Here is a 26,638-nt window from a genome sequence, read left to right on the forward strand (position 1 = left end):
CCAACGCGCCCTGGGCTTGGGTAGAAGGCAAGCCTTCACCCAGAGTACGGTTCTGAACGGCTCTCAATAATTATCCCTGCCTGTTGGCGCTATGATAGATAAATCCATTAAGTTGTATTCAAAGCTAGAAATTGGGCGATAAGGCACAGGATTAGGGAATTAAGTTGCTTGATAGGAGCTGAACGTTAATTCTATAATTTTGTGGATTAACCGGCAAAGAATGGGCTAGGTACACGCTATGTTGGATTTAAGCTTCAGTAAGCCGGGTGAGGTCGTCAAGCGCCTCTGCGATCGCTTGCGCACAGAGCGTTTGGCGCGGGACATGACACAAGCCGACTTGGCCGGACGTGCCGGCATCGGCACAAACACAGTCTCCAACCTTGAAGCCGGGCGCAATGTCGGATTCGAGAACGTCGTTCGGGTGGCAATGGCTCTTGGCCGAACCAAGGAACTTGAAGGCCTGTTCCTGCCAAAGCTGGACAGCATTGAAGATATTCGGCGTTACGAAAACAGCGCCAATCGTCTTCGTACAAAGAGGAAGCCCGGCAATGCTTGAGCAGGTGAACGTCTTCTACGAGGGCTGGGGCGAGAGATGGCAATGGGGCACGCTGGTCTCCACGACTGCCCTGACCGGGCGCCCGCTGATCGTGTTCGAGTACAGCAATGAAGCCAGGCAAAGGGGCTTGGAACTGTCCTCCTACACGCTCCCGTTGGAGGGGGCTCAATTGCGCCGAGATTTTCCAGATCACCAACTGTACTTGCCAGGGCCTGTTTACGACTCCTTGCCGGACGGGTGGGGTATGTTGCTGATGGACCGTATGTTCAGGCGCCGCGGGCTCACCACGGCGCGTATCGGCTCACTGGAACGGCTGGCCTACATCGGTTGCAATGCAATGGGGGCCATGACGTTTGAACCCGTGGCACCAGAAGGGCAGACGTCTGAAGTCCATATCCCGCTGGAGCAGCTTGCCGCCGAAGTGCAGGAAGTACTCCATGGAGACGGTGGCGAGTTCCTGCAGACGTTGCTGCTGGTGGGCGGCTCGCCTCAAGGTGCGAGGCCTAAGGCCCTCGTCTATCGCGATCCCGAAACTGGCCGTTTTACCACTGCCGTGACGGCGGGTTTTGAAGCATGGCTGGTCAAGTTCCCGGCCAAAGAAGAGCATGCAGAGGTGTGCGCTGTCGAAATGGTCTACGCCGAATGCATGCGCATGTGCGGTATCGAGACCCCTGACACGCAGTACTTCAGTCTGCCTGATGGGTTGGCGGCGTTTGCCAGTAAGCGATTTGACCGTCGCGATGGTCTGCGCGTACCCATGCAAAGCCTCGCGGCCTTCACGGGGGCAAATTACCGGTCTCCAGGGGTGTTGGACTACGTCAACTTCTTGCGGGCAACACAGATGTGTACCAACGATGTGCGAGAGATGGCGGTGGCCTTCGAACGTGCGGTCTTCAATGTAGCGTTCAACAACAGAGACGATCATCCCAAGAACTTTGCCTACATCATGTCGCAAGACGGTCAATGGAGATTGTCGCCGGCTTACGACGTGACCTTCTGCGAGGGGCCAAGTGGATATCACCAGATGGATGTGATGGGGGAAGCCCTGTCGATTTCTCGCACGCAAATGCTTCGGCTTGCCGAGGAAGCCGAGGTGCCACCGGACGTTGCCGGCAGAATGATTGACGGCATTTGCGATGTGGCGAGCCGGTTTGCAAGCATCGCCGAAAACCTCTACCCACAGGTTATTACTCAAGACACCTTGCGCACGATCCAAGGCCGCATCGATCAGAACGTAGCTCGGTTACACCGTGGCCATGCGGGCAGCGGTTGCCATTGAAGATCGGGAGGAGCGGGCGCTCGCGCCGGGTGTGTGGGCTGCTGTTCTGCGAACGAATATGCCAAAGGCTTGAGGCACAAGGCTGGATAACCAGCGTCTTGGTGTCCGTTGTCACGGGACAGGCCCATTCTAAGGGGCTTGTTTGTACCTATCCCTGGGTCCTTTCATGATTGGACGGAGAACCTGAACAGGTGCTTTACGCGGGATCGGGCATGCCCAACGATTTCTCCAGCCACTGCGTGACTACCTTGAAAGCCGCATCGGAATTGCGTTCATAGATCAATCCGTGGCCGTTGCCGTGAATACCCAGTGCCGGTAGATCCAGGTGGTGAATGTTGGCACCGGCATTTCGCAGGAAAGGGACGATGCTGGATGCGTAAGAAGCAAACGCTGATGTCTCGCCGGTCACCAGCGCTACCGGAATGCCCTGCAATCCGGGAATTTTCAGGGTTGATGGTTCTGCTGTGCGGACTTGCTCTGCCGTCTTGCGAGGCGGATCAAAGGTCAAAGGGGCGGCGGTCAGTCCCCATTCGAGGCTGCCTATACCCGGCGTGTGGCCAAAGACCGGACCCATAGGCTCCACCGCCACAATCCCTGCGATCAGGTCGGATCGACGATCGGCGACCAACCAGCCACTGGGCCCGGAAGCAGAATGCGTAACGATGATGGCCTTACCGATTCTGTCGAGCAATTCGGCCAGTCGATCCGCGTCTAGAGCCTGCGAAGCTGCGAGGTCAGCCGGCATAGGACCATAGGCTGCAATGAAGGCGTCAAATGCTGCTTCGTCATCCGGCTCAAACGGCCACTGCGTTTCTCCGCCTCCCTCTGGAAAGTAGACTTCGCGGGCGCGCTCATAGGAAAATGCGGGCCCCATCGGCCCCATGATGTCGGGATGATAGGGCGATCGCCCGTGACCCGGTCGGTCGACGCGGAAGACTACAAAGCCCGCTTCGAGGAACCGCTGCGCCCAACCCGGGCGACCGTCGGGGGTATCCAGCCACTCGGTGCCCTGAAGCGTGCCACCGTGTACCAGCACCACGGGATAGGTTTGAGTGATGTGCTCGGGGGCTTCCCAGGCTACGTACATCGGACCTTTCTGGAAGCTTTTACCGTTATGGGTGATGCGGGCTCCGGTCACCCAGAAGTTGCCACGCCGCGAGCGTTTTACCGGTGCGGTTCGCCAGGGTTGCGCGGCATGATCGGTTGACCTGCTAGCGGTCTGCATAGCGAAAGCCGACCAGTCCTTGTCGCCGTCCCCCCGGGCCACCGCCGAGGTCATTTTCGATCGCACAGCTTCCGCAGCAGCTAGTTCCAGGTCCTTGAGACGGCCCGCATCAATAGCCAGATTGATATCCTTGAGACCAAGAGACAGTTTGAAACCCGGTTCAAAACTGCGGTTGACGATGTTTTGCCCATAGCGTTGGTAACTAGGGCAGGCGAACAGGGTCTGGGTCATGAGGTTGATGAAAATCGAGGGGCTGAGTCCGTGGCGCTGAACGAGTTCGCTTGCTTCGCCCAGCGACTGGATGGCTTGCGTGATCATCATGTTGCCAGCGATTTTCGCGATACACGCGTGCTCAGGCTGATCGCCCAGGTACCAGGTCTTTTTCCCGAGCAGGTCAAACAGCGGTTGAGCCGTCAAGACAGCCGCCTGCGATCCGGCCGCCAGGATATTCAATTCGCCGTTGGCCGCCACGGCGGGCACACCGAAAACCGGTGCCGCGATCAACGCCATGCCGATCGCATCATGCACGTCCTGCAACTCCAACATGAGCGAAGGCGACAAGGTCGACATCACGACGTGCACGCAGGCCCTGTCCGCATTTTCCAGAGCTGCGCTGGACAGCAGCACTTCCCTGACGGCGGTGTCATCGGCCAGCAGGCTGATGACGACCTCTTGCTTGAATGCCAAGGCCGGCGATTCGAGAACGCTGATGCCTTCAAGGTCCATGATCGAAGCGTGACTGCGGTTCCATGCCGAGACGTGATGGCCAGCCCGGACGAGCCGTGGAATGATCGCTCTGCCCATGCTTCCCACACCGATAAAACCAATGTTCATTTACAGTCCCCGGTTGCTATTCGACGAAGGTGAATGCAGACAAGTATGTCGGGCGTGGGATTGCTACGGCACTGCCATTGCTGCACTCTCACTGTTCATTTTTGTACGGGGGCAGGGCATGGACTGGAGTGATGTGCGGGTCTTTCTCGCGATTGCCCGCAGCGGGTCATTGGGCGCTGCCGCCAAGCTGCTGGGTGTTAGCCATCCGACCGTGGGGCGGCGCTTGCAGGTGCTTGAGCAGTCCAGTGGCCAGCCCATTTTCCTGCGCACCACGCAGGGTCTGGTACTCACCGACAGCGGCGAGAAACTGCTCAGCCTGGCGCAGGAAATGGAGCAAAGTGCGTTGGCCATCGAAAGGCGACTGGCGGGCGACAGCGCACAGCCAGAAGGTGTGCTGCGCATTTCTTGCGCTGACTGGTTTGCCTGCTATGTGCTGGCCCCCGTCCTGAGTGAACTGGGGCGACGTTACCCTCTGATCGTGCCTGAGGTTATCGCTGGGCATCGATTGTTTGACCTGGCTCGTCGCGACGCCGATATCGCGTTTCGAATCGTCCCTTTCACCGAACCCGATATTGTTCACCGCAAGCTGATTTCCCTCAGCTACGGGTTATACACGGCCGTCGGAACTGCTGACCCCGAGCCACAGGGCGAAGGGGTTGGTTTGATCACCATGAGTGTTGCCCAGTCTCATTATCCCGATGTGCAGTGGCTGCAGCAGCGTTACCCTCTGGCGCGTACCGTGTTCACCAGTAGCAGCCGCACAGTCCAGGCGCAAATGTGCGCGCAGGGGCAGGGTGTTGCCGTATTGCCCCGCGCCCTGGGCGACCAATTGACGGCGCTGAGGCTGATTGATTCGCACGAGCCGCCACCGGGCCGCGACATATGGATGGGCTACCACCAGGACATGCGCCAGATGGACAGCCTTCGTGCGCTTGCCGACCTTGCCTCCATCATGATCGGCAATCAGGCAGACGGTTGACTCACTCTGCTGGGCGCATGGCCGCCGTTTGCAGCTCTGCAGCAGGTTGGCGCGCCAGGGTCAGGCTTAGTCCCGCGCCTACCGCCAGGCATGCTGCGATGCAGAGGATGGAGACGGTGAAGGCGTGGGTGATGGCAGACGCGTTCGTATCCGTGCCCAGAAGGGTGTAAAAAATGCCGCCTATTATTGCCACGCTCAGTGACGTGCTGATTTGCAGGGTGGAGCTGGTAACGCCCGCAATCATGCCGGAATACATCGGTGCCACACGTCCTGTGATCATGCGCATGAGTGTCGGGAGTGCCAGCCCCTGTCCAAAGCCGATCAGAAAGAGGACGACGGCAAGGGGCCGCGCAGCGGGGCTGACGGACATCGGCGTGTGCGCCACGAGCCAGGCCAGGAGAATGAATCCCAACACTTCAAGCCCCATGCCGAGCGGATTGACGTACGCCCCCAGAAAACGCCTGAACTGAGGGGTGGAAAGCGGTCCCAGCAAAAATCCAGCGCCGAAAGGAAGGAAGATGAGGCCTGCATTGAGTGGGCTCGTGTGCAGCGCTCCCTGTAAATAAATGGAAAACAGCAGGAAGAACACGCCGATCGCGTAAAAGGTCAGCGCGACGAGCAAAGCCCGGCCCAGCCCGGGCGCGCGCAGTGCGGCAGGATCAAGCAACGGTACGCCTTGCGCTTGATGCAAACGGGCCTCGTAGCGCCAGAACAGCCAGGCCAGCAGCGGCACCGCTGCAAGCGACAGCCAGGCCCACAAAGGCCAGCCCGCTTCGCGCCCTTCGATCAGTGGAATGATCAGAGCCGCAAGCGTCACCATGGACAGTAGCGTTCCGCCCAGATCCAGCTTGCTGGCCTGTTGCGCGCGTGTTTCCTTGACCACAGGAATGGCGATCAGGATGACCAGCAGCGCAATCGGTAAATTCACCAGAAATATCGCCCGCCAGCCCAAATCCATCAGATTGAGCGATATCAATATTCCGCCAAGTGCCTGGCCGACTACCGATGCCAGACCAAAGACCGCGCCATACAGGCTCAGTGCCAAGGGCTTTTCGGAGTCGGGAAATATCGCCTGCACCGATGCGAGTGCCTGAGGCGCCATAATGGCTGCCGTCACGCCTTGCAGCGAGCGTCCGGCGATCAACACCCAGGGGGACTCGGCGACACCGCAGATCAGTGAGGCAATGGCAAAGCCAATCAGGCCAACGAAGAACATTCTTATGCGGCCAAAGATGTCTCCCAGTCGTCCGCCGGTAATCAGCGTCACGGCATAAAGCGCCGCATACGAGGAGATGATCAACTGTTCTGCGGAGGAGGCCGTGCCCAGCGATTGCTGAATTGAAGGCAGCGCTACATTGACGATGAAAAAATCCAGCGGCGGTAAAAATGCACCGACTAGCAAGATGGCAAACATCAACCAGCGCCGCGGTTCCGGGAGGGCGATTTCTTTCTGAGGCATAAGGTCTCCTTCCTGGAACCCTTCGGTTCCAGAATATTCTCGATTGCGGGTCATGCTCTGAATCAGCTGACTCCAATCTAAACGATCAAACCGTCCCTTACGCCTCACATAAATGAACGTCCAATGTTCATTTATGGCAGTGCCGCCCAGCCCCTGACTCCTCGCAAAATGGCAGCACTGTGGCTCCAATCGAGCCACACAACCGAGATTGAGGAGTCAGATATGTCAGGTAAATTCGCTGATCAGGTTGCCGTCGTCACCGGGGCATCCACCGGAATCGGGTTTGCGATTGCGCAGGGTTTGATTGCCGAGGGCGCCAAGCGCGTTTACCTCACCGGGCGCTCGGCAGCTACGCTGGAGGCGGCGGTGGCCAAGCTTGGCGATAGGGCGGTCGCGGTCATTTCCGATGTCGCCCGCCAGGCTGATCTAGACAAGCTCAAGGCGACGATTGAGGCGCGCAACGATCAACTGGACTCAGTGTTTGCCAACGCAGGTATTTGCGAAAAGAACCTGCTGGGCGAGACCACCGAGGCCGCCTATTTCAACATGTTCGACATTAACGTGAAGGGGGTCTTTTTTACCGTGCAGACATTGATGCCGTTGTTGAAAAATGGCGCTTCGATCGTGCTGACGGCCTCGATCTGTTCCAGCAATGGCATGGAAGGACTGAGCCTCTACAACGCATCCAAGGCTGCAGTGCGGTCCTTCGCCAGGACTTGGGCCAACGAACTCAAGGGGCGCAAAATTCGAGCGAATGTTCTGAGCCCTGGCTTCACCCGCACGCCTCTGATGGATAACGGCTTGAAGATGAGCGAAAGCGACATTGCCGCGCTGCGCCAACACGTCGAGCAGATCACTCCGCTGGGGTATATGGCCCAACCTGAAGAAATCGCCTCGTCAGCGCTGTTCCTTGCGTCTGCCGATGCGAAATATGTGAATGGTGTGGAGCTGATGGTCGATGGCGGCCTGTCGCAGATCTGAACACTTGTTGAACCGTAGCGCAGCCCTGACAAGGGCTGCCTTTGTCGCTTTTGCAAAGCCTCGGCAGGAAACCTCATCATGAACATTGAAGAACTGACTCTCCGACTGGACGCACTGGAAAGCCGCGTCGCTCTGGAGTCGCTGATCAGCGCTTACGCCAATGCCTTCGACCGCATCGACGTGTCGCTCCTGAGCGGTATCTGGCATGAAGAATCGACACTGGATCTTCCGGGTTTCGGCCAAGCCGGGGACCGTGAAGAAATCCTCGCGATGGCGCAAAACAGCTGGCGACAGATGCCACACATGCATCACTGGATGGCTAACCCGCTGATTGAAATCGAAGGTGACAGCGCGGCGGGTACGGTAGCTGCGGATTGCCTGTTTCATGACATTGAAAAAGGCCCGGTTCAAGTCAGCGGGCTGTACCACGACAGGTTTGAACGTCGGGACGGAAGATGGGCGTTCTTGTCACGTCGTTTTGAACTGCACTTCCTGACACCGTTGAAAAATTGGGTACCCGTAGCGGGCGATGAAAAGTACGCAGTGAGCCAACATCAGAGCCTGAGTACGCTTTCAAAGCGATGACATGATGTTCAGTAAGAGCCGCGAACGACAAGCGATGCCCGCTGATGTCGTTCAAGCTGCAGGGAATGACAGCGTAAAACGGATAATCCCGGGCTTTGGCTGTTCGACACGCACGTGACCTCCATGCAGTTGCATGATTGCCACGACGATGGCGAGGCCAAGGCCGTAGGAGTCAGAGTTCTGGTGGCGAGACGCATCGCCGCGGTAAAAGCGGTCGAAGAGTTTGCCCAAGGTTTCGTCACTCAGCACAGGCCCCTGGTTCTCCACTTCAATGCGGGCTCCGCCGGGAGTTTCCATCACCCGCATCTGGATCTCGGTGCCCTCGTAGGCATAGCGAACGGCGTTTGCCACCAGGTTGCTCAAGGCTCTGCGCAGCAGCAAAGGGTCTGCGAGCACGTTGCCATCGCCTGTTATCTGTACGGTCATTCGCCGCTCTTCAGCCAAGCCTTCAAAATATTCGGCAATGCGCTGTGATTCGTCATGGAGCGATAGTTGCTGGCGCTCCACCACCGCGTGCGACTCATCGGCGCGTGCAAGGAACAGAATGCTTTCGACGATGCGCGAGATCCGTTCGAGCTCCTCAAGGTTCGACGCGATCAGTGCCTGATAGTCGTCCTCGCTGCGGCGCTGGCGTAGTGCGACTTGGCAATGCCCCATGAGCGACCCCACCGGCGTGCGGATTTCATGGGCCAGGTCCGCGGAAAATTGCGTCAATCGCTGATAACCCTGAGCAAGGCGATCGAGCATCGCATTATAGGCGTCACTCAGTTGTTGCAGTTCAACCGGCGTATCGGCGCTGTCCATGCGGCTGTGGAGACGTTCGGGTGTTATAGCTGCCGCATGGGCGGCCATTTTTCGCAACGGGCGCAGCCCTCGACGCAGCACCAGGTAACCCAGCAACGCTGTCGCTAGAAAGGCAAGGGCAACGGCCAGGTAGATACGTTCGCGATACGCCGCGAGCATAGCCATTTCCTTGCCCATGAGGTGCGCTGCCGTCAGTCGGACTTCGCGCCCACCTGACGTCGTGACGATGGTGGCGGCGCGCAGCATTGTTCCCGAGTCGGTCACGCCGCTGCGCAGGTCACTGACGCTCAGCTTTGTATCCTGGCCGATCACGGGCAGTTCAGGCAACGTGACGTTGAGTGGATTTACCTGGATGACCGGTTGCTGTCCGGGTTCTTCGATGATGAATATGTCGTCTTCGCTGTCGAGCATGTTCTTGAAAATCTGCGGGCTGTCGCGCAGTTTCTCGATGGCGAGTTCGTAGTGCAGCAGCTTACGAAAGTGCTCCAGACGCCCCATGACCGCATGATCGCTGTATATCAATACCGAGGCTTTCATCGTCTGATACAGATAGACGCCCGCACCGGCCACGGCCAGCATCGCTACCATGGAAAACGCCACGGTCGATCGCAGGGTCAGAGAGGGTGGGCGTCGGGACCGCATGGCCTCACCTCGCAGACATAGCCGATACCGCGAATGGTATGGATCAGCTTGATCGGATAGGGCTGATCGACCTTGTTGCGCAGACGCTTGACCGCTACGTCCACCACGTTGGTATCGCTGTCGAAATTCATGTCCCAGACTTCCGAAGCGATCTGTGTCCTTGACAGCACATCGCCTGCCCGGCGCAGAAACAGATGCAGCAGGGCGAACTCCTTGTTGGTCAGCACGATCACCTGCTGTTGGCGTGTAACGCGGCGCCGCACCAGATCCAGCTCCAAGTCTGCGAGGTGGAAATGGTCGGCTTCGCGCGCTACTCCGCGACGCAAAATGGTGCGGATGCGTAACAGCAGTTCGGTAAACGAAAAAGGTTTGACCAGATAATCATCGGCGCCCAGTTCCAGGCCGCGAATGCGGTCATGCAATTGGTCGCGCGCGGTGAGGAACAGCACGGGTACGTCTTGTCTGGCGCGCAAGAGCTCAATGATCTGGAACCCGTCGATCCCGGGCAACATGACGTCCAGCACGATCAGGTCGTAGGTGGTATGCAAGGCCATGTGCAGGCCGTCGGCACCATGCTGGGTCCAGTCGACGTTGTAACCGGACTCGCCGAGCCCCTTTTTGAGGTACTCACCTGTTTTGGTGTCATCTTCGATCAGCAGGATATGCATCGTGAGGCGCGCTCGGGTCTCTTCATGACGGGATTCAGCCCGCGACATCGGTATATCGGCTGCGCAGTGTAACGAGATGAGCCGGCGCAGTTGGTTACATTTCTGTCATTCATTGGAAGGGGCTGGCGAATGACAAAAATGTCATTCGGCGGTCATCGTGACGTCCCGGTCTGCGGACGAGGATGGCGGCACATCAACCAATGAGGAATCGTCGCCATGCAACGCAAACACGCCCTATCTACCACGTTCGGTCTGTTGATGCTCAGTGCTGCGGTCATCGCCACCGCGGCCGACATGCCGGTAATCAAACCTCTGCGTGGCACGGTGGAAAGCGTCAGCAACAATACTCTGACATTCACTGTCCGCTCTGGCGCTCAGCAGACTATCGGACTGACAGACAAGACCGGTATCAACCGGGTATCGAAGGCCAATATCGACTCGATCAAATCCGACAGTTTCATTGGTTCTGCGGCCATCCCTCAGGCCAACGGAACATTGAAGGCGCTGGAGGTCACGGTATTCGACTCCAGCCTCAAGGGCAGCGGCGAAGGTCATTACGGTTGGCAGAACGCGGATGGCAGCACAGGCACCATGACCAACGGTACCGTGGGGAAACTGTCCAAGGCGGACGGCCGTACATTGACCGTCAACTACAAGGGCGGCGAGAAACAAATCGTCGTACCGGATGATGTGCCAATCGCCTACGTCGAGCCAGGCAAAGCCGATGAACTGGTCAAAGGTACGAAAATTGTCGTGTTCCCGGCAGCAGATGGAACCACCGCGCGCGGCATTGCGGTTGGCAAGGATGGCTTCCAACCGCCGATGTAATCACTTGAAAGGCATGGCGCTGCCGTTTGGCAACGCTCCGCTACATGGATGGCTTCCAAGGGGAAACACGTGAGACAGAAAAAGCTTCATCCCTGGCCGGTTCGCCTAACCCACTTGCTCAACGCTGCCTGCATGGCCTGCATGTTCATGAGCGGTTGGGCCATTTACAACGCCTCGCCACTGTTCGGCTTCAGGTTTCCGTTGGCAGTGACCGTGGGCGGTTGGCTGGGTGGAGCGCTGGCATGGCATTTCGCATTCATGTGGCTGCTGCTGATCAACGGCGCCATTTATATGCTGTATGGGTTCGCCAGTGGGCATTTCAAACGTGAGTTGCTGCCCATAGGGCTTGCTGCGTTGAAGCATGACTTGACGGACGCTTTGTGCTTACGGCTGGTGCATGAAAAAGGCGTCTATAACGCAGTGCAGCGTCTGATGTACTGGATGGTGCTGGTGGCAGGCGCACTCGTCGTTATCTCGGGCGTGGCGATCTGGAAGCCCATTCAACTTCAAGCGTTGGTCGCGCTGCTGGGCGGCTATGACATTGCACGTTATGTACATTTCGGGGCGATGGCGGTGATTGCTGCATTCGTCGTGATTCATCTTGCGTTGGTAATGCTGGTGCCCAGGACCCTGCTGCCAATGATTACAGGTGGTGTGCGGTCTTTGGAAAACCGGGGAAAAAAGCCATGATTGAACGCAAAGAAAGAACTGTTCAGCGCATCAGGCTTGAACCTTCGCAACAGCTTGAGCTGGAAAATATCCAGCGCCGCCATTTCCTTCGTGCTGGTTTGACCGTGGGCGCGATGTCGATGCTGACCGGTTGCAACTTGCAGGACGGTGATCAGGTCGACAAGGTCCTTTGGGCCATGTCGCGCTGGAACGATCAGGTCCAGGCCTGGCTGTTCAGTGGACGGAAACTGGCCCCGACCTTCACAAGGGCGCAGATCACCACGCCATTCCCGTTCAACGCATTCTATGGTCAGGACGACATTCCAGAGGTGGACTCGGCAAGTTACTCGCTCGCCGTCTCCGGCCGGGTCAGGGACAAGGCACCCTGGACACTCGAAAGCTTACGCAAGCTGCCGCAACGTAGCGATATCACCCGTTTGATCTGTGTTGAAGGCTGGAGCGCGATCGGGCAATGGGGAGGTGTACCGCTCAAAACCTTTCTGGAACACATCGGGGCCGACACCACAGCGAAATTTGTCGGTTTCAAATGTGCTGATCGTTACTACTCCAGTCTGGACATGCCAACAGCCTTACACCCACAAACACTGCTGGCACTGGATTACGCTGACATTGCATTGCCGCCCGAGTATGGCTATCCCCTCAGGGTTCGAGTACCCACCAAATTAGGCTTTAAAAACCCCAAGCATGTTGTCGAGATTGTCGTGAGCAACGACAACCCGGGCGGGTACTGGGAAGACCAGGGATATAACTGGTTCAGCGGGATCTGATGAGGCAGGTCTAGGTAGCGCAGTTCCGTCCTGGTAGTGCATGACAACGCAGGAACATCAGATTAAGTGATGACATCAGCTATGGTATGAGGTGCTCTTATGAACGCTATTTCTGCGGTACCGCCAGTTCCAACAGTGTTGCCGCCTTCAGAAAACAAAATACGAACTCCTACCAATGGCGCTGATTTCCGCTCCCTCATGCAGGCTCAGTCCAGGTCACATTCGCAGCAGCCGGATACACCAAGCGCACAGGTGTTATCAGACTCGCCCGCGAACTTGTCACGCCGACCGGAGATGGAAGCAATGCTTCAAATGTTGGCATGGCGCAAGCGTGCGGACAGCGCTCCGAGCAGACCAGGTCGATCAGTGCCAGGTACGCGAGCCAGTGGCCTGGATAGGGGGGACTTCAACTTCCCCGTTCGAGGCGTTTTGGCTAGCAGTGAGGTTACCCAACAGCGTTGCCTGAATGAAGAGGATAGGCCGCTCTACTTGAAGTCCTTTGATGACCGGGCCACGTGTACTTCTGGTGGCGAAGAAAGCGAAATATCCTCTGACGTTATCTGCGGAGGAGGGCTGAATGCATTCGCCATTGCAGTGGCTCTGTCCGCGATAACCCTCACTTGGATGCCGATTGAGATTGTGCGAGCGCCACTGCGATCCCCCAATATTCGGATTTCGCACCGCCGCAAACCCTCTCCAGCCTTGAGCCATCTTTTCGACCAGCCAGATTCAGAGGAAGGAGGGAAACAGACGGCTCTCGATAGCTCTTTCGCCGCGGGCTAGAATTTCTACGGGGAATGCAGCTCGGCGATTACTGTGGGCTTCTGATTATCCTACCCATCGAAGGAAGCAGGTGGCGGGTCAATTGTTCAGATTCCGCGTGTGACCCGAGTGGACGCCGCTCTGGCATATGGGTCAGCTTTCGTATCCGTTTATATATTGGATTCCACAATCATGACTGATCGTCAGATCATCGTTCCAGATAGCATGAGATTGCTCTGCGAGCATGCTGGTTATGCACCAGCTGTAAAGGTAGGAAAAACGCTCTATTGCGCTGGCCAGGTAGGCCGGACGCCCGAATTATCAGTTATCGAAGACCCTGAGCAGCAGTTTCTGGCAGCATGGGACAATCTTCGGCTTGTCTTGGAAGCCGGTGGCTGCACATTTGCAGATGTCGTCGAAATGACAACGTATCACGTCGATATGCACCTCCACATGCCAATTTTCAGACGCGTGAAAGATGAAGTCTTTCCTAGGAGCACTTGTGCATGGACATGCATAGGTGTCGCCGAGCTGGCTCGCCCCGGCCTTCTCGTGGAGATCAAATGCGTCGCCGTAGGGCGATAATTTTTCTGATAGACATGTGAATATAAGCTTGGATGGGTGTCCATCTAAGCGGCAGTAGATCTGAAATGTCCCTCGCCCGCAGCGCCGGCAGACGTGTGAGAACGTCCTTGCGTGGCGTTTGTGAACAGCAGCGGGAAAGGCAGAAATGATCAGCCGAACAGCCTGTCCGACGAAACCTAAAGACTCTCAGGGTCGCCAAAGAACATTTTAACAGGGCTCTAGAACGGTATTTTAAGGCTGAAAAACGCTAAATGTGCCCCCAATTTTGCCCCCAGTCACATGCGCTGCTCGAGCAATTGTGAATGCGCGCCTTGGCGGTGATCCACCGCAGTAATTGATCGGGTTCAGTGGTACAACCCCTTTGAAATTGGCAGGTTCGTCCACTTTGCAGATGCTTACTGACTGCCAGCCTGCTGCTATCTACTGATGCATCTCCGTCACGGACATAGTGAATACCAACTTCGATCTGCCAGCGTTGGAATAGGAATGGGGGACATCGGTTTTGGCCACTGCCGAACTCCCCGCAGGAATGACCAACTCTGTTTCCCCTACCACACATTTCAGCGCGCCTTTTTCCACATGAAACAGCTCAAGCGTGCCCTGAGGATGCCCCTGTGAAGAGAAGGATTCGCCTGGGTGCATTTCCCAACGCCACAGTTCGATCATATTAGGTCCGGACGTTCCAGCCAGAAGGCGCGCCGTTCCTCCCAGGTCCCCGGTCCAGAGCGTGGGGATATCTTGGCTGTCGATGATATGGGCGGATGGGGCCTCGCTCACATTGACGATGTCTGCAACGGACAGGCCCAGCGCGGCGGCGATTTTGCAAAGGATGCCGATACTGGGGTTCGCCGTACATTTCTCTATTTCAACAACCATTCCTTTGCTCACGCCAGCACGGCGGGAAAGTTCATCCAACGTGATCTTCTGTGTTTTGCGTGCCTGTTTAAGTGTGCGCGCAACGGCCAGGCTGACGGCATGAGCATCAGCGCCAGGGGTAGTCGACAGACTGGTATTGGTGGTCATTGATGAAGGTCATGAGAAAAAAGTGCTGGGATTCTCGGCCTTTATAAGTAGCTCCGTCAATCGGCTCAGCCGTTATAGCAGATGATAATGGTCATTATATTGACTTTATTGGTCGTCGCTGACTAGCATGAAATGACATTTAGGTTCCTGGAGGTCTTTGATGCTGTCCGTACTGCCGTTAATCGATCAAGCCGTTGCCGAGCTGGCGCCGGAGTTCAGGGCCCTGAGTATCGTGGTGGAAGCTGCACCACTGGCTCATCCTGAGGTGGCCCAGGCTGCGCTGGACCGTGCTTGCAAGGCTGTGCAGGAAGGTGGGCCAAGCTGGGGAGAAGGCCATCTGGCTGCATGGGCTGAGACCTTTCGAAAGTTTGGGGCCAAGCCGCAGCGCACACCTTGTTCAGCTGAAGCGCTGCGTAAACGAGTTTTACGTGACGGCAGCTTGCCTAGCCTGGATCCCATCGTCGATCTCTACAACGCAATCAGCATTGAGTACGCCATCCCGGTTGGCGGGGAAAACATTGAAGCCTATGTGGGCTCCCCACGGCTGGTAGTCGCTGATGGCACTGAGCCTTTTGACACGATGAAAGAGGGTGCTGCTGCCTTCGAGTATCCGGATGCCGGCGAGGTTGTCTGGCGCGATGACAAAGGCGTGACCTGCCGTCGCTGGAATTGGCGGCAAGGTGTCAGGACCCGTCTCGGTGCTGACGCGAGGAGCATGTGGTTCATTCTGGAGAGTCTGCCGGCGATGCCGCTTGAAGCCTTGACGGAAGCGGGGGACAAACTCATCGAAGGGTTGCAGCAAATGATGCCAGGCGTCCAGATCGAAAGCTCACTGATTGGTCCTGGGGCCAAATAGTCGATAGACCACTGCAAGGAGTGATGACGATGTTTACCGGTCTTAGTGCATTTCCTCTGACCCCTATGGATGAGCAGGGTGTGGACGAAAATGCTTTTACTTGTCTTGTGCAGCAATTGGTGGCAGCTAAAGTAGATTCCATCGGGGCTCTAGGATCCACCGGAAGCTATGCGTATCTTTCTCGAGCCGAACGTTCTCGAGTTGCTCAGTTGGCAGTAGAGGCTGCGGAGGACGTGCCTGTGATGGTGAGCATCGGCGCGCTGCGTACACGCGACGTTTTGCTGCTGGCTGAGGATGCGCAAGCCGTGGGGGTCAAAGCCTTGCTGCTGCCACCCGTGTCATATCAAAAACTGACTCAGGACGATGTGTTCTCGATGTACGAAATGGTTTCGGCCAACGTCTCAATCCCGCTATGTATCTATGACAATCCTGGTACCACTCATTTCGAATTTACCGATGAGTTACACGGGCGTATTGCAGAGCTACCCAATGTCAGCTCAATCAAAATCCCTGGCGTCCCCGAGGCGCCGCATCTGGCCAGGGAGCGTGTGGTGCGCCTGCGGAAATTGATTCCGAGTCACGTGACTATTGGAATAAGCGGCGATGCGTTTGCCGCTGTTGGAATGAATGCCGGCTGCGATGCCTGGTATTCGGTCATGGGCGGTTTGTTCCCCAATACGGCGCTCGCCATCACACGAGCAGCATTGTCAGGTGACGCCTTTGAGGCTATGCGCCTCTCCGAATCCTTGAAGCCGCTTTGGGCATTGTTCAGCCAATTCGGCGGTAGCTTTCGCGTGATAGCCACTGCAGCGGAGCTACGCGGTATTACTCACTCTCCGAGCGTGCCTTTGCCGCTTAGAACCATCGAAGGGGAAGGACGCAAGCAAATTGCAGCGGTGATAGACGCGCTCGAATTGAGCTGAGCACTGCGGTGAACACTCTGCCTCATCACAGTTGCGGAGGCAGAAATCCAACTGCCTACAGTTTCAAAAACGTTGGGAAATGATCTTGGTGTCCCTCCAGGATTTCCCTGGGAAGGATCGTGCTAACACTTCCTCGATGCTGCAGGCCATGAGAAAGCACGTGAGCAAGGATTTGTTCTTTGGTCATGTTGCCGGGTTTGCCATCCTTGAAAATAAATTCCACCGGTTCAGACAGCTCCTTTGCAGTGACTGAATTCGTGTAATCGACAAACCATTGATTTGCCGTTGTGAAAGCCTCTTCCAACTGACGAATGTCTTGCCGCTGCTCAGTGACGACGTCGTCAAATTCCTCCGGTTTTCCCTGCAGTCTGGCGATGAATAGTTGGTCCACAATATTGATGTGCCTGAGCCAATAACAGGCCTTCTTCCATTTCCCCAGGAAACGACTGCGAAATGGGCGCTTTCAAGCACCTGAATAACACCTCCTCAGACCATGCCTTGTACTGATAAAGCGAGTGCAGCAGATTCTTGGCACACATGGTGTTCTCCCATTTCTAAGCATTGTCGGCCCTCGCACATCCCATGGGCTTGGACAAAAGGGGGGTTCGTGTAACGGGAACGGAGTACCGTTAGCGAGGTATGATGGTCGATATATTGACTTTTATGGTCATTGGTATGAAGCTGGATCAAAGGCGATTAACGCTACCGCATTGAATTCCGGAGAAGCCCCAGCTTGCAGGTGGCCGGCTCGGAAATGGCTTGAGGGTGTCTTGGATCATGAAATACGTCAGCACACGGACCCCAGGTAGAACGTACGAATTCAGCGAGGTGCTGATGGGGGCGTACGCGCCTGACGGTGGCTTGTACGTGCCGCACAAGGTTCCCCGCTTCAAAAAGGAGGAGCTCTCAAAGCTCGAATGGTTGCCCTTCCATGAATTGGCTCGCTACGTAATCGAGCCCTTTCTGGGGGGATGGATCGAGCAGGATCTGTTGTCTCGGATGCTTGAGGAGATTTTTGATTGTTTTAAAAGCAACGCAGTGACACCGCTGTACCAGACCGCAAGTAACGAGTGGATACTCGAATTGTTTCATGGGCCGTCAGGCGTCTACCAAGACGTTGGCCTTCAGTTGATGTCTCGCTTTATCGATCATGATTTACTCAGGTCTGGTAAGAAGGCGCTGATTATAGGTTGTACAGGTGGAGATACTGGCGCCGCAGCAATAAAAGCATTTTCGGGAATGAAGGGCGTTACGTTGTTGGTATTGCATCCTTCCATGGGGTTAACGGCGGAGGATCGCCTACGCTTACTGGGTACGCACGAAGATAATGTTGTGAATGTTGCGGTCGACGGAGACTATTCTGATTGTCATCGTTTGTGTGAGCAGTTCCTGAAACAAAGTAGTAATGCACGGCAGTATCTTATTTCGTTTAACTCAGTGCACTGGGTTCGCGTACTTGCGCACCTCTCCTTCTATTTCTATTCTGCTCTTCAGCTCGGTGCGCCTAAAAGAGAGATTGCTTTCAGTGTCCCGACTGGAAATTTTGGCGCCCTGTACGCTGGTTATATTGCCAAGCAAATGGGACTGCCGATTCGACAGCTTATTGTTGCCACGAATGCTAACGCCGGACTGCATAACTTTCTCCAATCAAATCTGTACAGTCGAAATGAAATTCGTGCTACCAAAATTCCCACTATGAATGTTTCATTAGCCTCTAATTTTGAGCGCCTACAGTGGAGCATTTTAAATCGATGCGGAGAAAAAGTAGCTCGTAATATGCAGTTGCTAGAAGGTGAGGGAACTATTCAGTTAGCGCAGGATGAATGGTTGGATGCACGCAAACTGTTTGACTCACTGGCTGTGGACGATGCAGACGCATTCAGTTGTATTCATGAGGTCTTTGCAGAGAGTGGATATCTGGTCAGTCCCAATACCGCTATCGGCTTGCGCGCTGCACGTGTAAGCAGACGCAGCTTGATGATCCCCATGATTTGCCTGGCAACCACACATCCGTCGAAAGTTGGCATTGCAACCCAAAAGTCAGAGATTGTTGGCTACCTAAATACAATTGGTGTTCCTGTAGTTGCTGAACAAGACTGTACTTCAATTCCCAACGACGTTAGGTCGCTGATCTCACTGGTCAGGGCATTATCAAAAGACACGGAGTCTCACTCGTTATAAGTCCGGAGCCAGAGATGAAACGTGTTTTAGATAAAGTTGATGAAAAGATTTTGGAGGAGCTAACTCGCAATGCACGGTTGGCCCACAACGATATTGCCCTAAAAGTGAATTTATCCAGGAACGCAGTCAGGCTGCGGATTGAGCGATTGGAGCGCGATGGGTATGTCCGAGGCTACACAATTATTAAAGGTATGCCTTCGGCTGATGCAGGACCCATTAATGCATTAATCTTCGTTTATCGTAAGGATCGTATGCGAGATTCAGAAGTTGTTCGCTCCGTTGGTGCAATGCCTGAAGTTATTTCCTGCAATGTGATGAGTGGCGACCTCGATATTGTACTGACGGTTCAGGCGATGAATGCAGATCGTATCCACAGGGTATGGAGTGAGATCTCGACGCTGCCGGGAGTCCTGAATACCGTAACGTCTTTTGTTCTGTCGAGCACAAAATAGCAAGTTGCGCTGTTGTACGAGCATTTTGCTCGCAACAACGTTCTGTTTGCCATATTCGTAAAGTTAAGTTGGCGGCTTACTATCTCAGCACCACAACATAACAATGAGAACCCTGTCGTGACTGAATACAAAATTGCGTTGCTTGGATTTGGTGGCGTTAACCGCGCGCTGACCCAGCTTATTGCCGATAAGAATTCGCGTTGGGCCGATGAATTAGGTTTTACCTTGAAGATTGTCGGTGTCAGTGACCTTTACCTCGGTTCGATCATTAACAAAGACGGCCTGGACGCTCGTGAATTGGCAGCAGTGCCTGCTGCTAAAGGCAGTTTCAGGACCCTGGCCGGCGGGACTGCTGAGCCGGCAAACGAAACCGTTATCCGCTTCTCTGGCGCCGATATTGTCGCTGAGGCAACGTTCACCAATCCTGTGGATGGTGAACCGGCTACGACCTTCTGCCGCTGGGCTCTGGAAAAGGGCGTCAGTGTCGTGACCACCAACAAAGGGCCCGTGGCGCTGCATGCACAAAGCTTGAAGACGCTGGCCGATAGCACCGGCGCCCGCTTTGAATTTGAAGGTTCTGTCATGAGCGGGACCCCGGTTATCCGTTTGGCCAAGGAGTCACTGGCAGGCTCGGAAATCACCGGCTTCAAGGGGATCCTCAACGGTACTTCAAACTTTGTCCTCTCCAGCATGGAGACGGGGTTGGACTTCTCCAGTGCTGTCGCAAAAGCGCAGGAATTGGGGTATGCCGAAGCTGACCCAACAGCGGATGTAGAAGGGCACGATGTGCGCTTGAAGGTTGTCATCCTCGCCAATGAACTGCTAGGCGCAAAACTCAAACCAAGCGACGTCCTGTGCAAAGGGATTTCTGAAATCACGGCCAAGGATATTGCCGAGGCGACGAAAGCAAATGCCCGCTGGAAGCTGATTGGCAGCGCAGAGAAACGGAGCGATGGTTCGATTTCAGCATCAGTGAGTCCGAAGCTCTTGCCGGCGAGCGACGCGCTCTCAGCCGTGAGCGGAGCCACCAACGCAATTACCTTCAACACGGCCATTCTCGGTCCCGTCACTGTAGTGGGTGCGGGGGCAGGTCGTTTTGAAACCGCATTTGCCTTGCTCGCCGACATCGTAAGCATCCACAACCACAAAACCACGTCAGGTAAGTAATCATGAATAGCTTGAGTCTCTCGCTCGCTGCTGATTATAAGGCCATTACGGTGCTCAGCCCGTTTGACGGCAGCAAAGTGGGTGAAGTGGCAGACATACCCGCATCATCCGCTACCACGATAGTTGACACCGCCATTTTAGGTGCCTTGATTGCCAAGGATCTGCCGCGCCATGAGCGTGCGCGTATCTTGGAAAAGGCCGCAAGCTCAGTCGAGCGTGACAAGGACTCCTTTGCCAAACTGATCGTCGCGGAGTCAGGAAAAACGCTGAAGCAGGCGCGAAAGGAGGTGTTGCGATGCGTCAATACCTTGAAGTTGTCTGCCGAAGAAGCCAAGCGCAATGCCGGTGAAGTCATTCCTTTTGACGCCTATGTCGGGTCTGAATCCCGTCAGGGCTGGTTCACCCGTGAACCGTTGGGCGTCATCGTTGCCATCACCCCTTACAACGACCCGCTTAACCTGGTCGCGCATAAATTGGGGCCTGCCATTGCAGGAGGAAATGCAGTTGTTCTCAAGCCGTCTGAGCTCACACCGCTATCAGCGATCAAGCTGGTGGAGTGCTTGATCGACGCGGGTCTGCCTCCGGTTGTTGCCACCGTCGCAACAGGCGGCGCCGCCCTGGGCAAGGCTCTTGTGGCCCACCGTGCGGTGCGCATGGTGTCTTTCACTGGCGGCTTTGTCACGGGTGAGCAGATCGCTCGTACAGCTGGCCTCAAGAAGCTAGCGATGGACCTTGGCGGTAATGCGCCGGTCATCGTGATGGCTGATTGTGATTTGGATGAAACCGTTGATTCATGCGTGTCGGGGGCTTTCTGGGCGGCCGGACAAAACTGCATCGGTACCCAACGGATCCTCATCGAGGCCTCACTCTATGAAACCTTCAAAACGCGCTTTGTTGAACAGACCTCTAAGTTGATCGTCGGTAACCCTGCAGATGAGCAGACGGACGTAGGGCCGATGATTACCGAGGCGTCAGCCAAGCGTACCGAGGAAGTGGTCAATGACGCCATTGCCAAAGGCGCCACGTTGTTGTTTGGCAACACATGTAACGGCTCGCTCTATTCACCTACCGTGCTGGAAGGCGTCGACCGCCAATGCAAGTTGTGGTGCGAAGAGGTGTTCAGTCCGGTAGTCATCCTTCAGAGCGTCGCCTCCCTGGATGAAGCATTGGCGCTGGCTAACGAACCTGAATACAGCCTGCATGCTGGGATCTTCACCAGCAATCTAAAGGTTGCAATGACCGCCGCTAAACGACTGGAGGCGGGCGGGGTGATGATCAACGACTCTTCCGACTATCGTTTTGATGCAATGCCTTTCGGCGGCTTCAAGTACGGGAGCATGGGTCGTGAGGGCGTACGTTTCGCTTACGAAGACATGACGCAACCCAAGGTCGTTTGCATTAACGGTGTGAGTGGAAGCTAAGCAACTCTCTCAACTCAAGAATGAAACACACAACAATAAAGAGGAAACGACATGCGCCCCGATAAGCACAACCTTTCGACATTATCTGCAGCGACACTTGCTGTTCATGGCGGCAATGTCGCGGATGTCACCAGTGGCGCCGTCCGTACACCATTGGTCATGGCGAACTCCTATCTCTTGCCGGAAGATCCGGCGACCATGGACTGGTCGAGCCCGGACGGGCTCGTGTACACACGCAATCAAGGCCACAACCAGGTTTGCCTTGAGAAAAAACTCGCAGCCCTTGAGGGTTGTGAAGACGCGGTGGTATTCGCGACCGGTGTTGCTGCCTTGCACTCGGTATTTTTTTCATTCTTGAAAAGTGGTGATCACGTCATCGTCAGTGACATCACCTACCAGGCAGTCTGGCGGCTTTTCGCCGAACTACTGCCTGAACGTTACGGCATTGAGGCAACCTTCGTAGACGTAGGTGACCTTGAATCGGTACGTAACGCCATTCGCCCCAATACCAAGCTGATCCACACTGAAACGATCGCCAACCCCACCACGAAAGTTGCAGACATTGCGGCATTGGCTGAGATTGCACACGCTCATGGCGCGCTGATCTCTGTGGATGCCACATTCACGCCGCCTCCATTTTTTCGTGCAAGTCAACACGGTGTCGACTTCGTCATTCACTCATTGACCAAGTACATCAATGGCCATGGTGATGCCATGGGCGGGGTAGTGATCGGCTCCAACCAGTTGATCAACAAGATCAAGAATGATGCCTTGGTTGACCTCGGCGCGACCATTTCGCCGTTCAACGCGTGGATGATCATGCGCGGCTCGGTCACGTTGCCTCTGCGCTTGAAGCAATTATTGAACTCGGCCGAAAAGTTGGCTCAGTTTCTGGATAGCGATGATCGGATTGCCTACGTCTACTACCCCGGTTTGCCCTCCCACCCGCAGCATGAGTTGGCGCGCCGGCAATTTGCGGGCAAGGGCTATGGTGCTGTGATGGCGTTTGCCGTAGAGGGTGATCCTGATACCCAGAATCGCTTTGTCTCGAACCTGCGCATCATCACGTCGGCCGTTTCATTAGGGCATGACGAATCACTGATCGTGCACGTAGGTGCAGAGGGTCGAGGTGGCTTTGACAAGTACCCCGAAGAGTTCCGCCAATACGGTCATTTGCGGTTTTCTGTAGGGCTGGAAGACCCAGAAGACTTGATCAAGGATATTGCGTTCGCGCTGGACGCAACATTCAAGTGATTTGAATACGGGCGCTATGTAACCAGGGTTTGGTCAACCCGTCTTTACCCCCGTCCTCGCGGGGGGCTTTTTAATAACGTTGACGTGTTAATTGCGCCTGGCGCAAACAGTCTTGGTGTTTTTTATTGATTGGGAGTTGCTCATGGCTTGGGTGAGTTTGATAGTTGCGGGGATATTTGAAGTTGTGTGGGCTTTTTCGATGAAACAATCTGAAGGGTTTACGCGATTGGTGCCCACGGTCATTACATTTGTCACCGTGGTTGCCAGTTTCGCGCTTTTATCCTTCTCGATGAAGAGCTTGCCGCTGGGTACGGCATACACCATCTGGACGGGGATCGGCGCTGTGGGGGCTTTTGCTGCAGGTATTTTCTTCATGGGTGAACCCGCCACGCTGTTGCGTATCGTGGCCGCCGTATTGATTGTCAGTGGACTGTTAATGATGAAATTGGTGTCTGCTTGAAAGGCGAGCATTTTGCTCGTGATAACGTTCAATTTGCCATATTCGTAAAGTCGCCGTACTCAGGTAACGTTCAAGTCGAGACGCAGGTCTCGCTAAATAATAACGAGCGTCATGGTTAATGCTGTCGGATGTTTACTGCCCTTAATCCAACTACAATATCTAGGGATGTAATTATGATTTCGCTAAAAAAGCTATGTTTAGTAATGGGCTTGGCGTTGTGCACAAGTGCAGTGTCTGCCAAAGAATACTCCACCTTGCGTTTCGGCGTAGATGCCAATTACGCGCCGTTTGAGTCCAAGGCCGCCGATGGCAGCCTCAAGGGATTTGATATTGACTTGGGCAACGCGATTTGCGCCAAGCTTTCAGTCAAATGCATCTGGGTGGAAAGCGATTTTGATGGCCTGATTCCAGGCCTCAGGGCCGGCAAGTTCGACGGCATCCTGTCATCCATGACCGTGACGGCCACTCGTGAAAAAGCCATTGATTTTTCAAGCGAGCTTTTCTCCGGATTCACGTCCTATGTGTTCAAGAAGGGATCGGACCTGAGCACGGATGTGGCATCACTCAAAGGCAAAACGGTTGGCTATTTTCAAGGCAGTATCCAGGAAGCTTACGCCAAGGCCGTGCTGGACAAAGCCGGGGTAAAAATCCAGTCCTATCAGAACCAGGATCAGGTGTATTACGACCTGGTAGCGGGGCGGCTGGATGCATCCCTTCAGGATGCGCTTCAAGCCCAACTGGGTTTTATCAACTCCCCCCAGGGCGCTGACTACGAAATGAGCCCGTCGGTCGAGAGCCCTTATCTTCCCTCCAAAACAGCCATCGGCATCGCCAAGGGCAATACAGAGCTCAAGGCCTTGCTGGATAAAGCGATCCAGGCTCTTCACGACGATGGCACCTATGATTCGATCCAGAAGCAGCATTTTGGCGATCTGAATCTTTACAGCGGCAAATAACCACCCGGCGCTCGTCCGCTGGATGGGCGTTTTCGCTATAGGTTGTTGATCATGTTTGAACCATTATTAGGCGCATTGGGGCTCTCTGCATTCAGCTTGCAAGGCTTCGGCCCGCTGCTGCTCGAAGGCACCTGGATGACCGTCAAGCTGTCCCTGTGCTCTCTTTTGCTTAGCGTATTGCTCGGGTTGATGGGCGCCAGCGCTAAACTGTCCAGTCTCAAGCTGCTGCGTATGCCCGCGCAGCTCTACACCACACTGATTCGTGGGGTGCCGGATCTGGTGCTGATGCTGTTGATTTTCTACAGTCTGCAAACCTGGCTGACGGTCATCACAGTGGCATTGGGCTGGCAGTACATCGAAATCAATCCCTTCGTCGCAGGAATCATCACCCTTGGTTTTATCTACGGCGCCTATTTCACCGAAACTTTCCGCGGCGCCATGCTGGCCGTACCCCGTGGACAGGTCGAAGCCGCTACTGCCTATGGGTTAAGTCGCGCCCAGCGTTTTCGCTTTGTGGTATTCCCGCAAATGATGCGGTTTGCCCTCCCGGGGCTGGGTAATAACTGGATGGTAATTCTTAAAGCCACCGCATTGGTGTCGATCATCGGCCTGGCTGATTTGGTAAAGGCTGCCCAGGACGCAGGAAAAAGTACCTATCAATTGTTCTTTTTCCTAGTACTGGCTGCACTGACCTATCTGATCATCACCAGCATCTCCAACTTCGTCCTGCGCTGTCTGGAAAAACACTACGCCGCGGGTTTACGGGAGGCAGTGCGATGATCGAACTACTGCAGGAGTACTGGAGGTCATTCGTCTACAGCGATGGCCAGCAAATCACTGGTCTGGCCATGACACTATGGTTGCTCAGCGCATCGCTTTTCATCGGCTTTATCGTATCTATTCCATTGTCCATCGCACGCGTGTCCCCCAGGTTTTACGTGCGCTGGCCAGTGCAGTTTTATACCTACCTGTTCAGGGGGACACCGCTCTACATCCAACTGCTGATCTGCTACACCGGAATCTACAGCCTCGCCGCAATACGCGCTCAGCCTGTGTTGGACGCATTCTTTCGCGATGCAATGAACTGCACCATTCTTGCCTTCGCTCTGAACACGTGCGCTTACACCACCGAGATATTTGCCGGGGCCATTCGCAACATCGCTCATGGCGAAGTCGAGGCGGCAAAAGCGTATGGCCTCTCGGGATGGAAACTCTATGCGTTTGTGATCATGCCGTCAGCCTTGCGTCGCTCGCTGCCGTATTACAGCAACGAAGTGATCTTGATGCTGCACTCAACCACGGTGGCATTCACCGCCACGGTGCCGGACATTCTCAAAGTTGCCCGTGACGCGAACTCAGCGACCTTTTTAACCTTTCAATCGTTTGGGATTGCGGCACTGATTTACCTGGCGGTCACCTTTGCGTTGGTCGGAGTGTTCCGAATTGCCGAACGTCATTGGCTGGCCTTTTTAGGGCCGACTCACTGAGCCCTGTATCTGACAGGGCCGCTCCCAACCCGCTTAGAGGATGATTGCGAACATGTACAAATTGACGGTTGACGGACTACACAAGAGTTACGGTACCCATGAAGTACTCAAGGGTGTTTCCCTGCAGGCCAAAACGGGCGATGTCATTAGCCTGATCGGCGCGAGCGGTTCGGGAAAGAGTACGTTCCTGCGCTGTATCAATTTTCTCGAAACACCCAACGACGGTGCCATGAGTTTGGATGGCAAACCAATTTGCATGGTTAAAAATCATGCTGGATTACGTGTGGCGGATGACCGCGAGCTGCAACGACTGCGTACCCGCTTGGCCATGGTCTTCCAGCATTTCAACCTGTGGGGACACATGACCGTGTTGGAAAACATCACCATTGCCCCGCGTCGGGTGCTAGGCATCAGCAAAAAAGACGCAGAAGACCGTGCGCGGCGATACTTGGATAAAGTCGGCTTGCCTGCCCGTGTTGCCGATCAGTTCCCTGCATTTCTTTCCGGTGGTCAACAGCAGCGGGTAGCGATCGCCCGCGCCCTCGCCATGGAGCCCGAAGTCATGCTGTTCGACGAACCCACCTCGGCGCTTGACCCTGAGGTGGTGGGCGAGGTGCTCAAAGTCATCCAGGGGCTTGCTGAAGAGGGGCGCACCATGATCATGGTGACCCATGAAATGGGGTTTGCACGCAAAGTGTCGAACCAACTGCTGTTCCTTCATCAAGGACTGGTTGAAGAGCAGGGCGGACCTGAAATTCTGGATAACCCCAGAAGCGAGCGCCTGCAGCAGTTTCTGTCCAACGGGCTTAAGTGA

27 protein-coding genes are annotated in these 26,638 nt (G+C 55.3%); 21 read left to right on the plus strand and 6 right to left on the minus strand.

Going from position 1 to position 26,638, the window contains the following annotated elements:
• Nucleotides 1-238: 238 nt before the first annotated feature.
• Nucleotides 239-556 (plus strand): helix-turn-helix domain-containing protein, encoded by a 318-nt coding sequence (locus tag FGE05_RS13355; protein ID WP_055136979.1) that lies wholly within the window; start codon nucleotides 239-241, stop codon nucleotides 554-556.
• Complete coding sequence (locus FGE05_RS13360) at nucleotides 549-1,835, plus strand: type II toxin-antitoxin system HipA family toxin (RefSeq protein WP_139645588.1); 1,287 nt, start codon at nucleotides 549-551, stop codon at nucleotides 1,833-1,835. The genes FGE05_RS13355 and FGE05_RS13360 overlap by 8 nt, the downstream gene beginning before the upstream one ends.
• Nucleotides 1,836-2,031: 196 nt before the next feature.
• Here the strand turns inward: FGE05_RS13360 and FGE05_RS30110 are convergent, their stop codons facing one another.
• Nucleotides 2,032-3,894, minus strand: a complete 1,863-nt coding sequence (locus tag FGE05_RS30110) for an NAD(P)-binding domain-containing protein (RefSeq protein WP_257225644.1) — start codon at nucleotides 3,892-3,894, stop codon at nucleotides 2,032-2,034.
• A gap of 118 nt (nucleotides 3,895-4,012) precedes the next feature.
• Between FGE05_RS30110 and FGE05_RS13370 the strand changes: the two genes are divergently transcribed.
• A complete protein-coding gene (locus FGE05_RS13370) occupies nucleotides 4,013-4,873 on the plus strand; it encodes a LysR family transcriptional regulator (protein WP_055136981.1) in 861 nt (286 codons plus the stop codon).
• Nucleotide 4,874: 1 nt separating this feature from the next.
• Here FGE05_RS13370 and FGE05_RS13375 read toward each other — a convergent pair whose 3' ends face one another.
• Complete coding sequence (locus FGE05_RS13375; RefSeq protein WP_139645589.1) at nucleotides 4,875-6,332, minus strand: MFS transporter; 1,458 nt, start codon at nucleotides 6,330-6,332, stop codon at nucleotides 4,875-4,877.
• Nucleotides 6,333-6,554: 222 nt separating this feature from the next.
• Here FGE05_RS13375 and FGE05_RS13380 point away from each other — a divergent pair, with 222 nt between their 5' ends.
• Together FGE05_RS13380 and FGE05_RS13385 are read left to right on the plus strand one after the other, a co-directional pair.
• Nucleotides 6,555-7,313 (plus strand): SDR family oxidoreductase, encoded by a 759-nt coding sequence (locus FGE05_RS13380; RefSeq protein WP_139645591.1) that lies wholly within the window; start codon nucleotides 6,555-6,557, stop codon nucleotides 7,311-7,313.
• A 78-nt stretch (nucleotides 7,314-7,391) separates the two neighbouring features.
• Nucleotides 7,392-7,898, plus strand: a complete 507-nt coding sequence (locus tag FGE05_RS13385) for a nuclear transport factor 2 family protein (RefSeq protein ID WP_139645593.1) — start codon at nucleotides 7,392-7,394, stop codon at nucleotides 7,896-7,898.
• Between the two features lie 51 nt (nucleotides 7,899-7,949).
• On the opposite strand, the gene FGE05_RS13390 is transcribed toward FGE05_RS13385, so the two are convergent.
• Together FGE05_RS13390 and FGE05_RS13395 are read right to left on the minus strand one after the other, a co-directional pair.
• On the minus strand, nucleotides 7,950-9,344 hold the full coding sequence (locus FGE05_RS13390) for a heavy metal sensor histidine kinase (protein WP_139645595.1): 1,395 nt from the start codon (nucleotides 9,342-9,344) through the stop codon (nucleotides 7,950-7,952).
• A complete protein-coding gene (locus FGE05_RS13395; RefSeq protein ID WP_139645597.1) occupies nucleotides 9,317-10,012 on the minus strand; it encodes a heavy metal response regulator transcription factor in 696 nt (231 codons plus the stop codon). Before FGE05_RS13395 ends, FGE05_RS13390 begins: the two co-directional genes overlap by 28 nt.
• Nucleotides 10,013-10,228: 216 nt before the next feature.
• Here FGE05_RS13395 and FGE05_RS13400 point away from each other — a divergent pair, with 216 nt between their 5' ends.
• The 4 genes from FGE05_RS13400 (at nucleotide 10,229) to FGE05_RS13415 (ending at nucleotide 13,644) form a co-directional block, all read left to right on the plus strand.
• Nucleotides 10,229-10,840: a hypothetical protein gene (locus tag FGE05_RS13400; protein WP_139645599.1), complete on the plus strand. Its 612-nt coding sequence runs from the start codon at nucleotides 10,229-10,231 to the stop codon at nucleotides 10,838-10,840.
• Nucleotides 10,841-10,888: 48 nt separating this feature from the next.
• Entirely contained in the window at nucleotides 10,889-11,530 is a 642-nt protein-coding gene (locus tag FGE05_RS13405) for a cytochrome b/b6 domain-containing protein (protein WP_373682473.1), read from the plus strand.
• Nucleotides 11,527-12,297: a molybdopterin-dependent oxidoreductase gene (locus FGE05_RS13410; RefSeq protein WP_139645603.1), complete on the plus strand. Its 771-nt coding sequence runs from the start codon at nucleotides 11,527-11,529 to the stop codon at nucleotides 12,295-12,297. Before FGE05_RS13405 ends, FGE05_RS13410 begins: the two co-directional genes overlap by 4 nt.
• A gap of 954 nt (nucleotides 12,298-13,251) precedes the next feature.
• Nucleotides 13,252-13,644 (plus strand): RidA family protein, encoded by a 393-nt coding sequence (locus FGE05_RS13415; protein ID WP_024778518.1) that lies wholly within the window; start codon nucleotides 13,252-13,254, stop codon nucleotides 13,642-13,644.
• Nucleotides 13,645-14,064: 420 nt separating this feature from the next.
• Here the strand turns inward: FGE05_RS13415 and FGE05_RS13420 are convergent, their stop codons facing one another.
• Nucleotides 14,065-14,667 (minus strand): XRE family transcriptional regulator, encoded by a 603-nt coding sequence (locus FGE05_RS13420; RefSeq protein ID WP_041021432.1) that lies wholly within the window; start codon nucleotides 14,665-14,667, stop codon nucleotides 14,065-14,067.
• A gap of 160 nt (nucleotides 14,668-14,827) precedes the next feature.
• Between FGE05_RS13420 and FGE05_RS13425 the strand changes: the two genes are divergently transcribed.
• Nucleotides 14,828-15,523 (plus strand): B3/4 domain-containing protein, encoded by a 696-nt coding sequence (locus tag FGE05_RS13425; protein ID WP_041021433.1) that lies wholly within the window; start codon nucleotides 14,828-14,830, stop codon nucleotides 15,521-15,523.
• 29 nt (nucleotides 15,524-15,552) lie between these two features.
• A complete protein-coding gene (locus FGE05_RS13430; RefSeq protein ID WP_041021434.1) occupies nucleotides 15,553-16,446 on the plus strand; it encodes a dihydrodipicolinate synthase family protein in 894 nt (297 codons plus the stop codon).
• Nucleotides 16,447-16,501: 55 nt separating this feature from the next.
• Here the strand turns inward: FGE05_RS13430 and FGE05_RS13435 are convergent, their stop codons facing one another.
• On the minus strand, nucleotides 16,502-16,885 hold the full coding sequence (locus FGE05_RS13435; RefSeq protein ID WP_223194834.1) for a DinB family protein: 384 nt from the start codon (nucleotides 16,883-16,885) through the stop codon (nucleotides 16,502-16,504).
• 338 nt (nucleotides 16,886-17,223) lie between these two features.
• Here FGE05_RS13435 and thrC point away from each other — a divergent pair, with 338 nt between their 5' ends.
• The 10 genes from thrC to FGE05_RS13485 all read left to right on the plus strand — a co-directional run bounded on the left by thrC (nucleotide 17,224) and on the right by FGE05_RS13485 (nucleotide 26,638).
• A complete protein-coding gene (thrC, locus tag FGE05_RS13440; protein WP_139645605.1) occupies nucleotides 17,224-18,627 on the plus strand; it encodes a threonine synthase in 1,404 nt (467 codons plus the stop codon).
• A 14-nt stretch (nucleotides 18,628-18,641) separates the two neighbouring features.
• A complete protein-coding gene (locus FGE05_RS13445) occupies nucleotides 18,642-19,079 on the plus strand; it encodes an Lrp/AsnC family transcriptional regulator (protein ID WP_027606629.1) in 438 nt (145 codons plus the stop codon).
• 117 nt (nucleotides 19,080-19,196) lie between these two features.
• On the plus strand, nucleotides 19,197-20,246 hold the full coding sequence (locus FGE05_RS13450) for a homoserine dehydrogenase (protein WP_041021436.1): 1,050 nt from the start codon (nucleotides 19,197-19,199) through the stop codon (nucleotides 20,244-20,246).
• 2 nt (nucleotides 20,247-20,248) lie between these two features.
• On the plus strand, nucleotides 20,249-21,667 hold the full coding sequence (locus FGE05_RS13455) for an aldehyde dehydrogenase family protein (protein WP_139645607.1): 1,419 nt from the start codon (nucleotides 20,249-20,251) through the stop codon (nucleotides 21,665-21,667).
• A 51-nt stretch (nucleotides 21,668-21,718) separates the two neighbouring features.
• A complete protein-coding gene (locus tag FGE05_RS13460) occupies nucleotides 21,719-22,921 on the plus strand; it encodes a PLP-dependent aspartate aminotransferase family protein (RefSeq protein ID WP_139645610.1) in 1,203 nt (400 codons plus the stop codon).
• 142 nt (nucleotides 22,922-23,063) lie between these two features.
• Nucleotides 23,064-23,381, plus strand: a complete 318-nt coding sequence (locus FGE05_RS13465) for a multidrug efflux SMR transporter (protein WP_041021439.1) — start codon at nucleotides 23,064-23,066, stop codon at nucleotides 23,379-23,381.
• 173 nt (nucleotides 23,382-23,554) lie between these two features.
• Nucleotides 23,555-24,337: a transporter substrate-binding domain-containing protein gene (locus FGE05_RS13470; RefSeq protein ID WP_060752886.1), complete on the plus strand. Its 783-nt coding sequence runs from the start codon at nucleotides 23,555-23,557 to the stop codon at nucleotides 24,335-24,337.
• A gap of 51 nt (nucleotides 24,338-24,388) precedes the next feature.
• Nucleotides 24,389-25,117, plus strand: a complete 729-nt coding sequence (locus FGE05_RS13475; protein ID WP_027616444.1) for an ABC transporter permease — start codon at nucleotides 24,389-24,391, stop codon at nucleotides 25,115-25,117.
• Nucleotides 25,114-25,824 (plus strand): ABC transporter permease, encoded by a 711-nt coding sequence (locus FGE05_RS13480; RefSeq protein WP_027616445.1) that lies wholly within the window; start codon nucleotides 25,114-25,116, stop codon nucleotides 25,822-25,824. The genes FGE05_RS13475 and FGE05_RS13480 overlap by 4 nt, the downstream gene beginning before the upstream one ends.
• 52 nt (nucleotides 25,825-25,876) lie before the next feature.
• Nucleotides 25,877-26,638: an ABC transporter ATP-binding protein gene (locus FGE05_RS13485; protein WP_027616446.1), complete on the plus strand. Its 762-nt coding sequence runs from the start codon at nucleotides 25,877-25,879 to the stop codon at nucleotides 26,636-26,638.

The sequence above is a fragment of the Pseudomonas sp. ICMP22404 genome (assembly GCF_006227205.1).
Classification (GTDB): Bacteria; Pseudomonadota; Gammaproteobacteria; order Pseudomonadales; family Pseudomonadaceae; genus Aquipseudomonas.

Excerpts from the sequence above, each read along its gene's own strand:
- FGE05_RS13430 (WP_041021434.1), top strand. The coding sequence starts at position 15,553 with ATGTTTACCGGTCTTAGTGCATTTCCTCTGACCCCTATGGATGAGCAG.
- FGE05_RS13385 (WP_139645593.1), top strand. The coding sequence starts at position 7,392 with ATGAACATTGAAGAACTGACTCTCCGACTGGACGCACTGGAAAGCCGC.
- FGE05_RS13395 (WP_139645597.1), bottom strand. The coding sequence starts at position 10,012 with ATGCATATCCTGCTGATCGAAGATGACACCAAAACAGGTGAGTACCTC.
- FGE05_RS13465 (WP_041021439.1), top strand. The coding sequence starts at position 23,064 with ATGGCTTGGGTGAGTTTGATAGTTGCGGGGATATTTGAAGTTGTGTGG.
- FGE05_RS13475 (WP_027616444.1), top strand. The coding sequence starts at position 24,389 with ATGTTTGAACCATTATTAGGCGCATTGGGGCTCTCTGCATTCAGCTTG.
- FGE05_RS13410 (WP_139645603.1), top strand. The coding sequence starts at position 11,527 with ATGATTGAACGCAAAGAAAGAACTGTTCAGCGCATCAGGCTTGAACCT.
- FGE05_RS13460 (WP_139645610.1), top strand. The coding sequence starts at position 21,719 with ATGCGCCCCGATAAGCACAACCTTTCGACATTATCTGCAGCGACACTT.
- FGE05_RS13455 (WP_139645607.1), top strand. The coding sequence starts at position 20,249 with ATGAATAGCTTGAGTCTCTCGCTCGCTGCTGATTATAAGGCCATTACG.
- FGE05_RS13420 (WP_041021432.1), bottom strand. The coding sequence starts at position 14,667 with ATGACCACCAATACCAGTCTGTCGACTACCCCTGGCGCTGATGCTCAT.
- FGE05_RS13400 (WP_139645599.1), top strand. The coding sequence starts at position 10,229 with ATGCAACGCAAACACGCCCTATCTACCACGTTCGGTCTGTTGATGCTC.
- FGE05_RS13405 (WP_373682473.1), top strand. The coding sequence starts at position 10,889 with ATGGCTTCCAAGGGGAAACACGTGAGACAGAAAAAGCTTCATCCCTGG.
- thrC (WP_139645605.1), top strand. The coding sequence starts at position 17,224 with ATGAAATACGTCAGCACACGGACCCCAGGTAGAACGTACGAATTCAGC.
- FGE05_RS13485 (WP_027616446.1), top strand. The coding sequence starts at position 25,877 with ATGTACAAATTGACGGTTGACGGACTACACAAGAGTTACGGTACCCAT.
- FGE05_RS13425 (WP_041021433.1), top strand. The coding sequence starts at position 14,828 with ATGCTGTCCGTACTGCCGTTAATCGATCAAGCCGTTGCCGAGCTGGCG.
- FGE05_RS13355 (WP_055136979.1), top strand. The coding sequence starts at position 239 with ATGTTGGATTTAAGCTTCAGTAAGCCGGGTGAGGTCGTCAAGCGCCTC.
- FGE05_RS13390 (WP_139645595.1), bottom strand. The coding sequence starts at position 9,344 with ATGCGGTCCCGACGCCCACCCTCTCTGACCCTGCGATCGACCGTGGCG.
- FGE05_RS13445 (WP_027606629.1), top strand. The coding sequence starts at position 18,642 with ATGAAACGTGTTTTAGATAAAGTTGATGAAAAGATTTTGGAGGAGCTA.
- FGE05_RS13360 (WP_139645588.1), top strand. The coding sequence starts at position 549 with ATGCTTGAGCAGGTGAACGTCTTCTACGAGGGCTGGGGCGAGAGATGG.
- FGE05_RS30110 (WP_257225644.1), bottom strand. The coding sequence starts at position 3,894 with ATGAACATTGGTTTTATCGGTGTGGGAAGCATGGGCAGAGCGATCATT.
- FGE05_RS13480 (WP_027616445.1), top strand. The coding sequence starts at position 25,114 with ATGATCGAACTACTGCAGGAGTACTGGAGGTCATTCGTCTACAGCGAT.
- FGE05_RS13375 (WP_139645589.1), bottom strand. The coding sequence starts at position 6,332 with ATGCCTCAGAAAGAAATCGCCCTCCCGGAACCGCGGCGCTGGTTGATG.
- FGE05_RS13470 (WP_060752886.1), top strand. The coding sequence starts at position 23,555 with ATGATTTCGCTAAAAAAGCTATGTTTAGTAATGGGCTTGGCGTTGTGC.
- FGE05_RS13380 (WP_139645591.1), top strand. The coding sequence starts at position 6,555 with ATGTCAGGTAAATTCGCTGATCAGGTTGCCGTCGTCACCGGGGCATCC.
- FGE05_RS13370 (WP_055136981.1), top strand. The coding sequence starts at position 4,013 with ATGGACTGGAGTGATGTGCGGGTCTTTCTCGCGATTGCCCGCAGCGGG.
- FGE05_RS13415 (WP_024778518.1), top strand. The coding sequence starts at position 13,252 with ATGACTGATCGTCAGATCATCGTTCCAGATAGCATGAGATTGCTCTGC.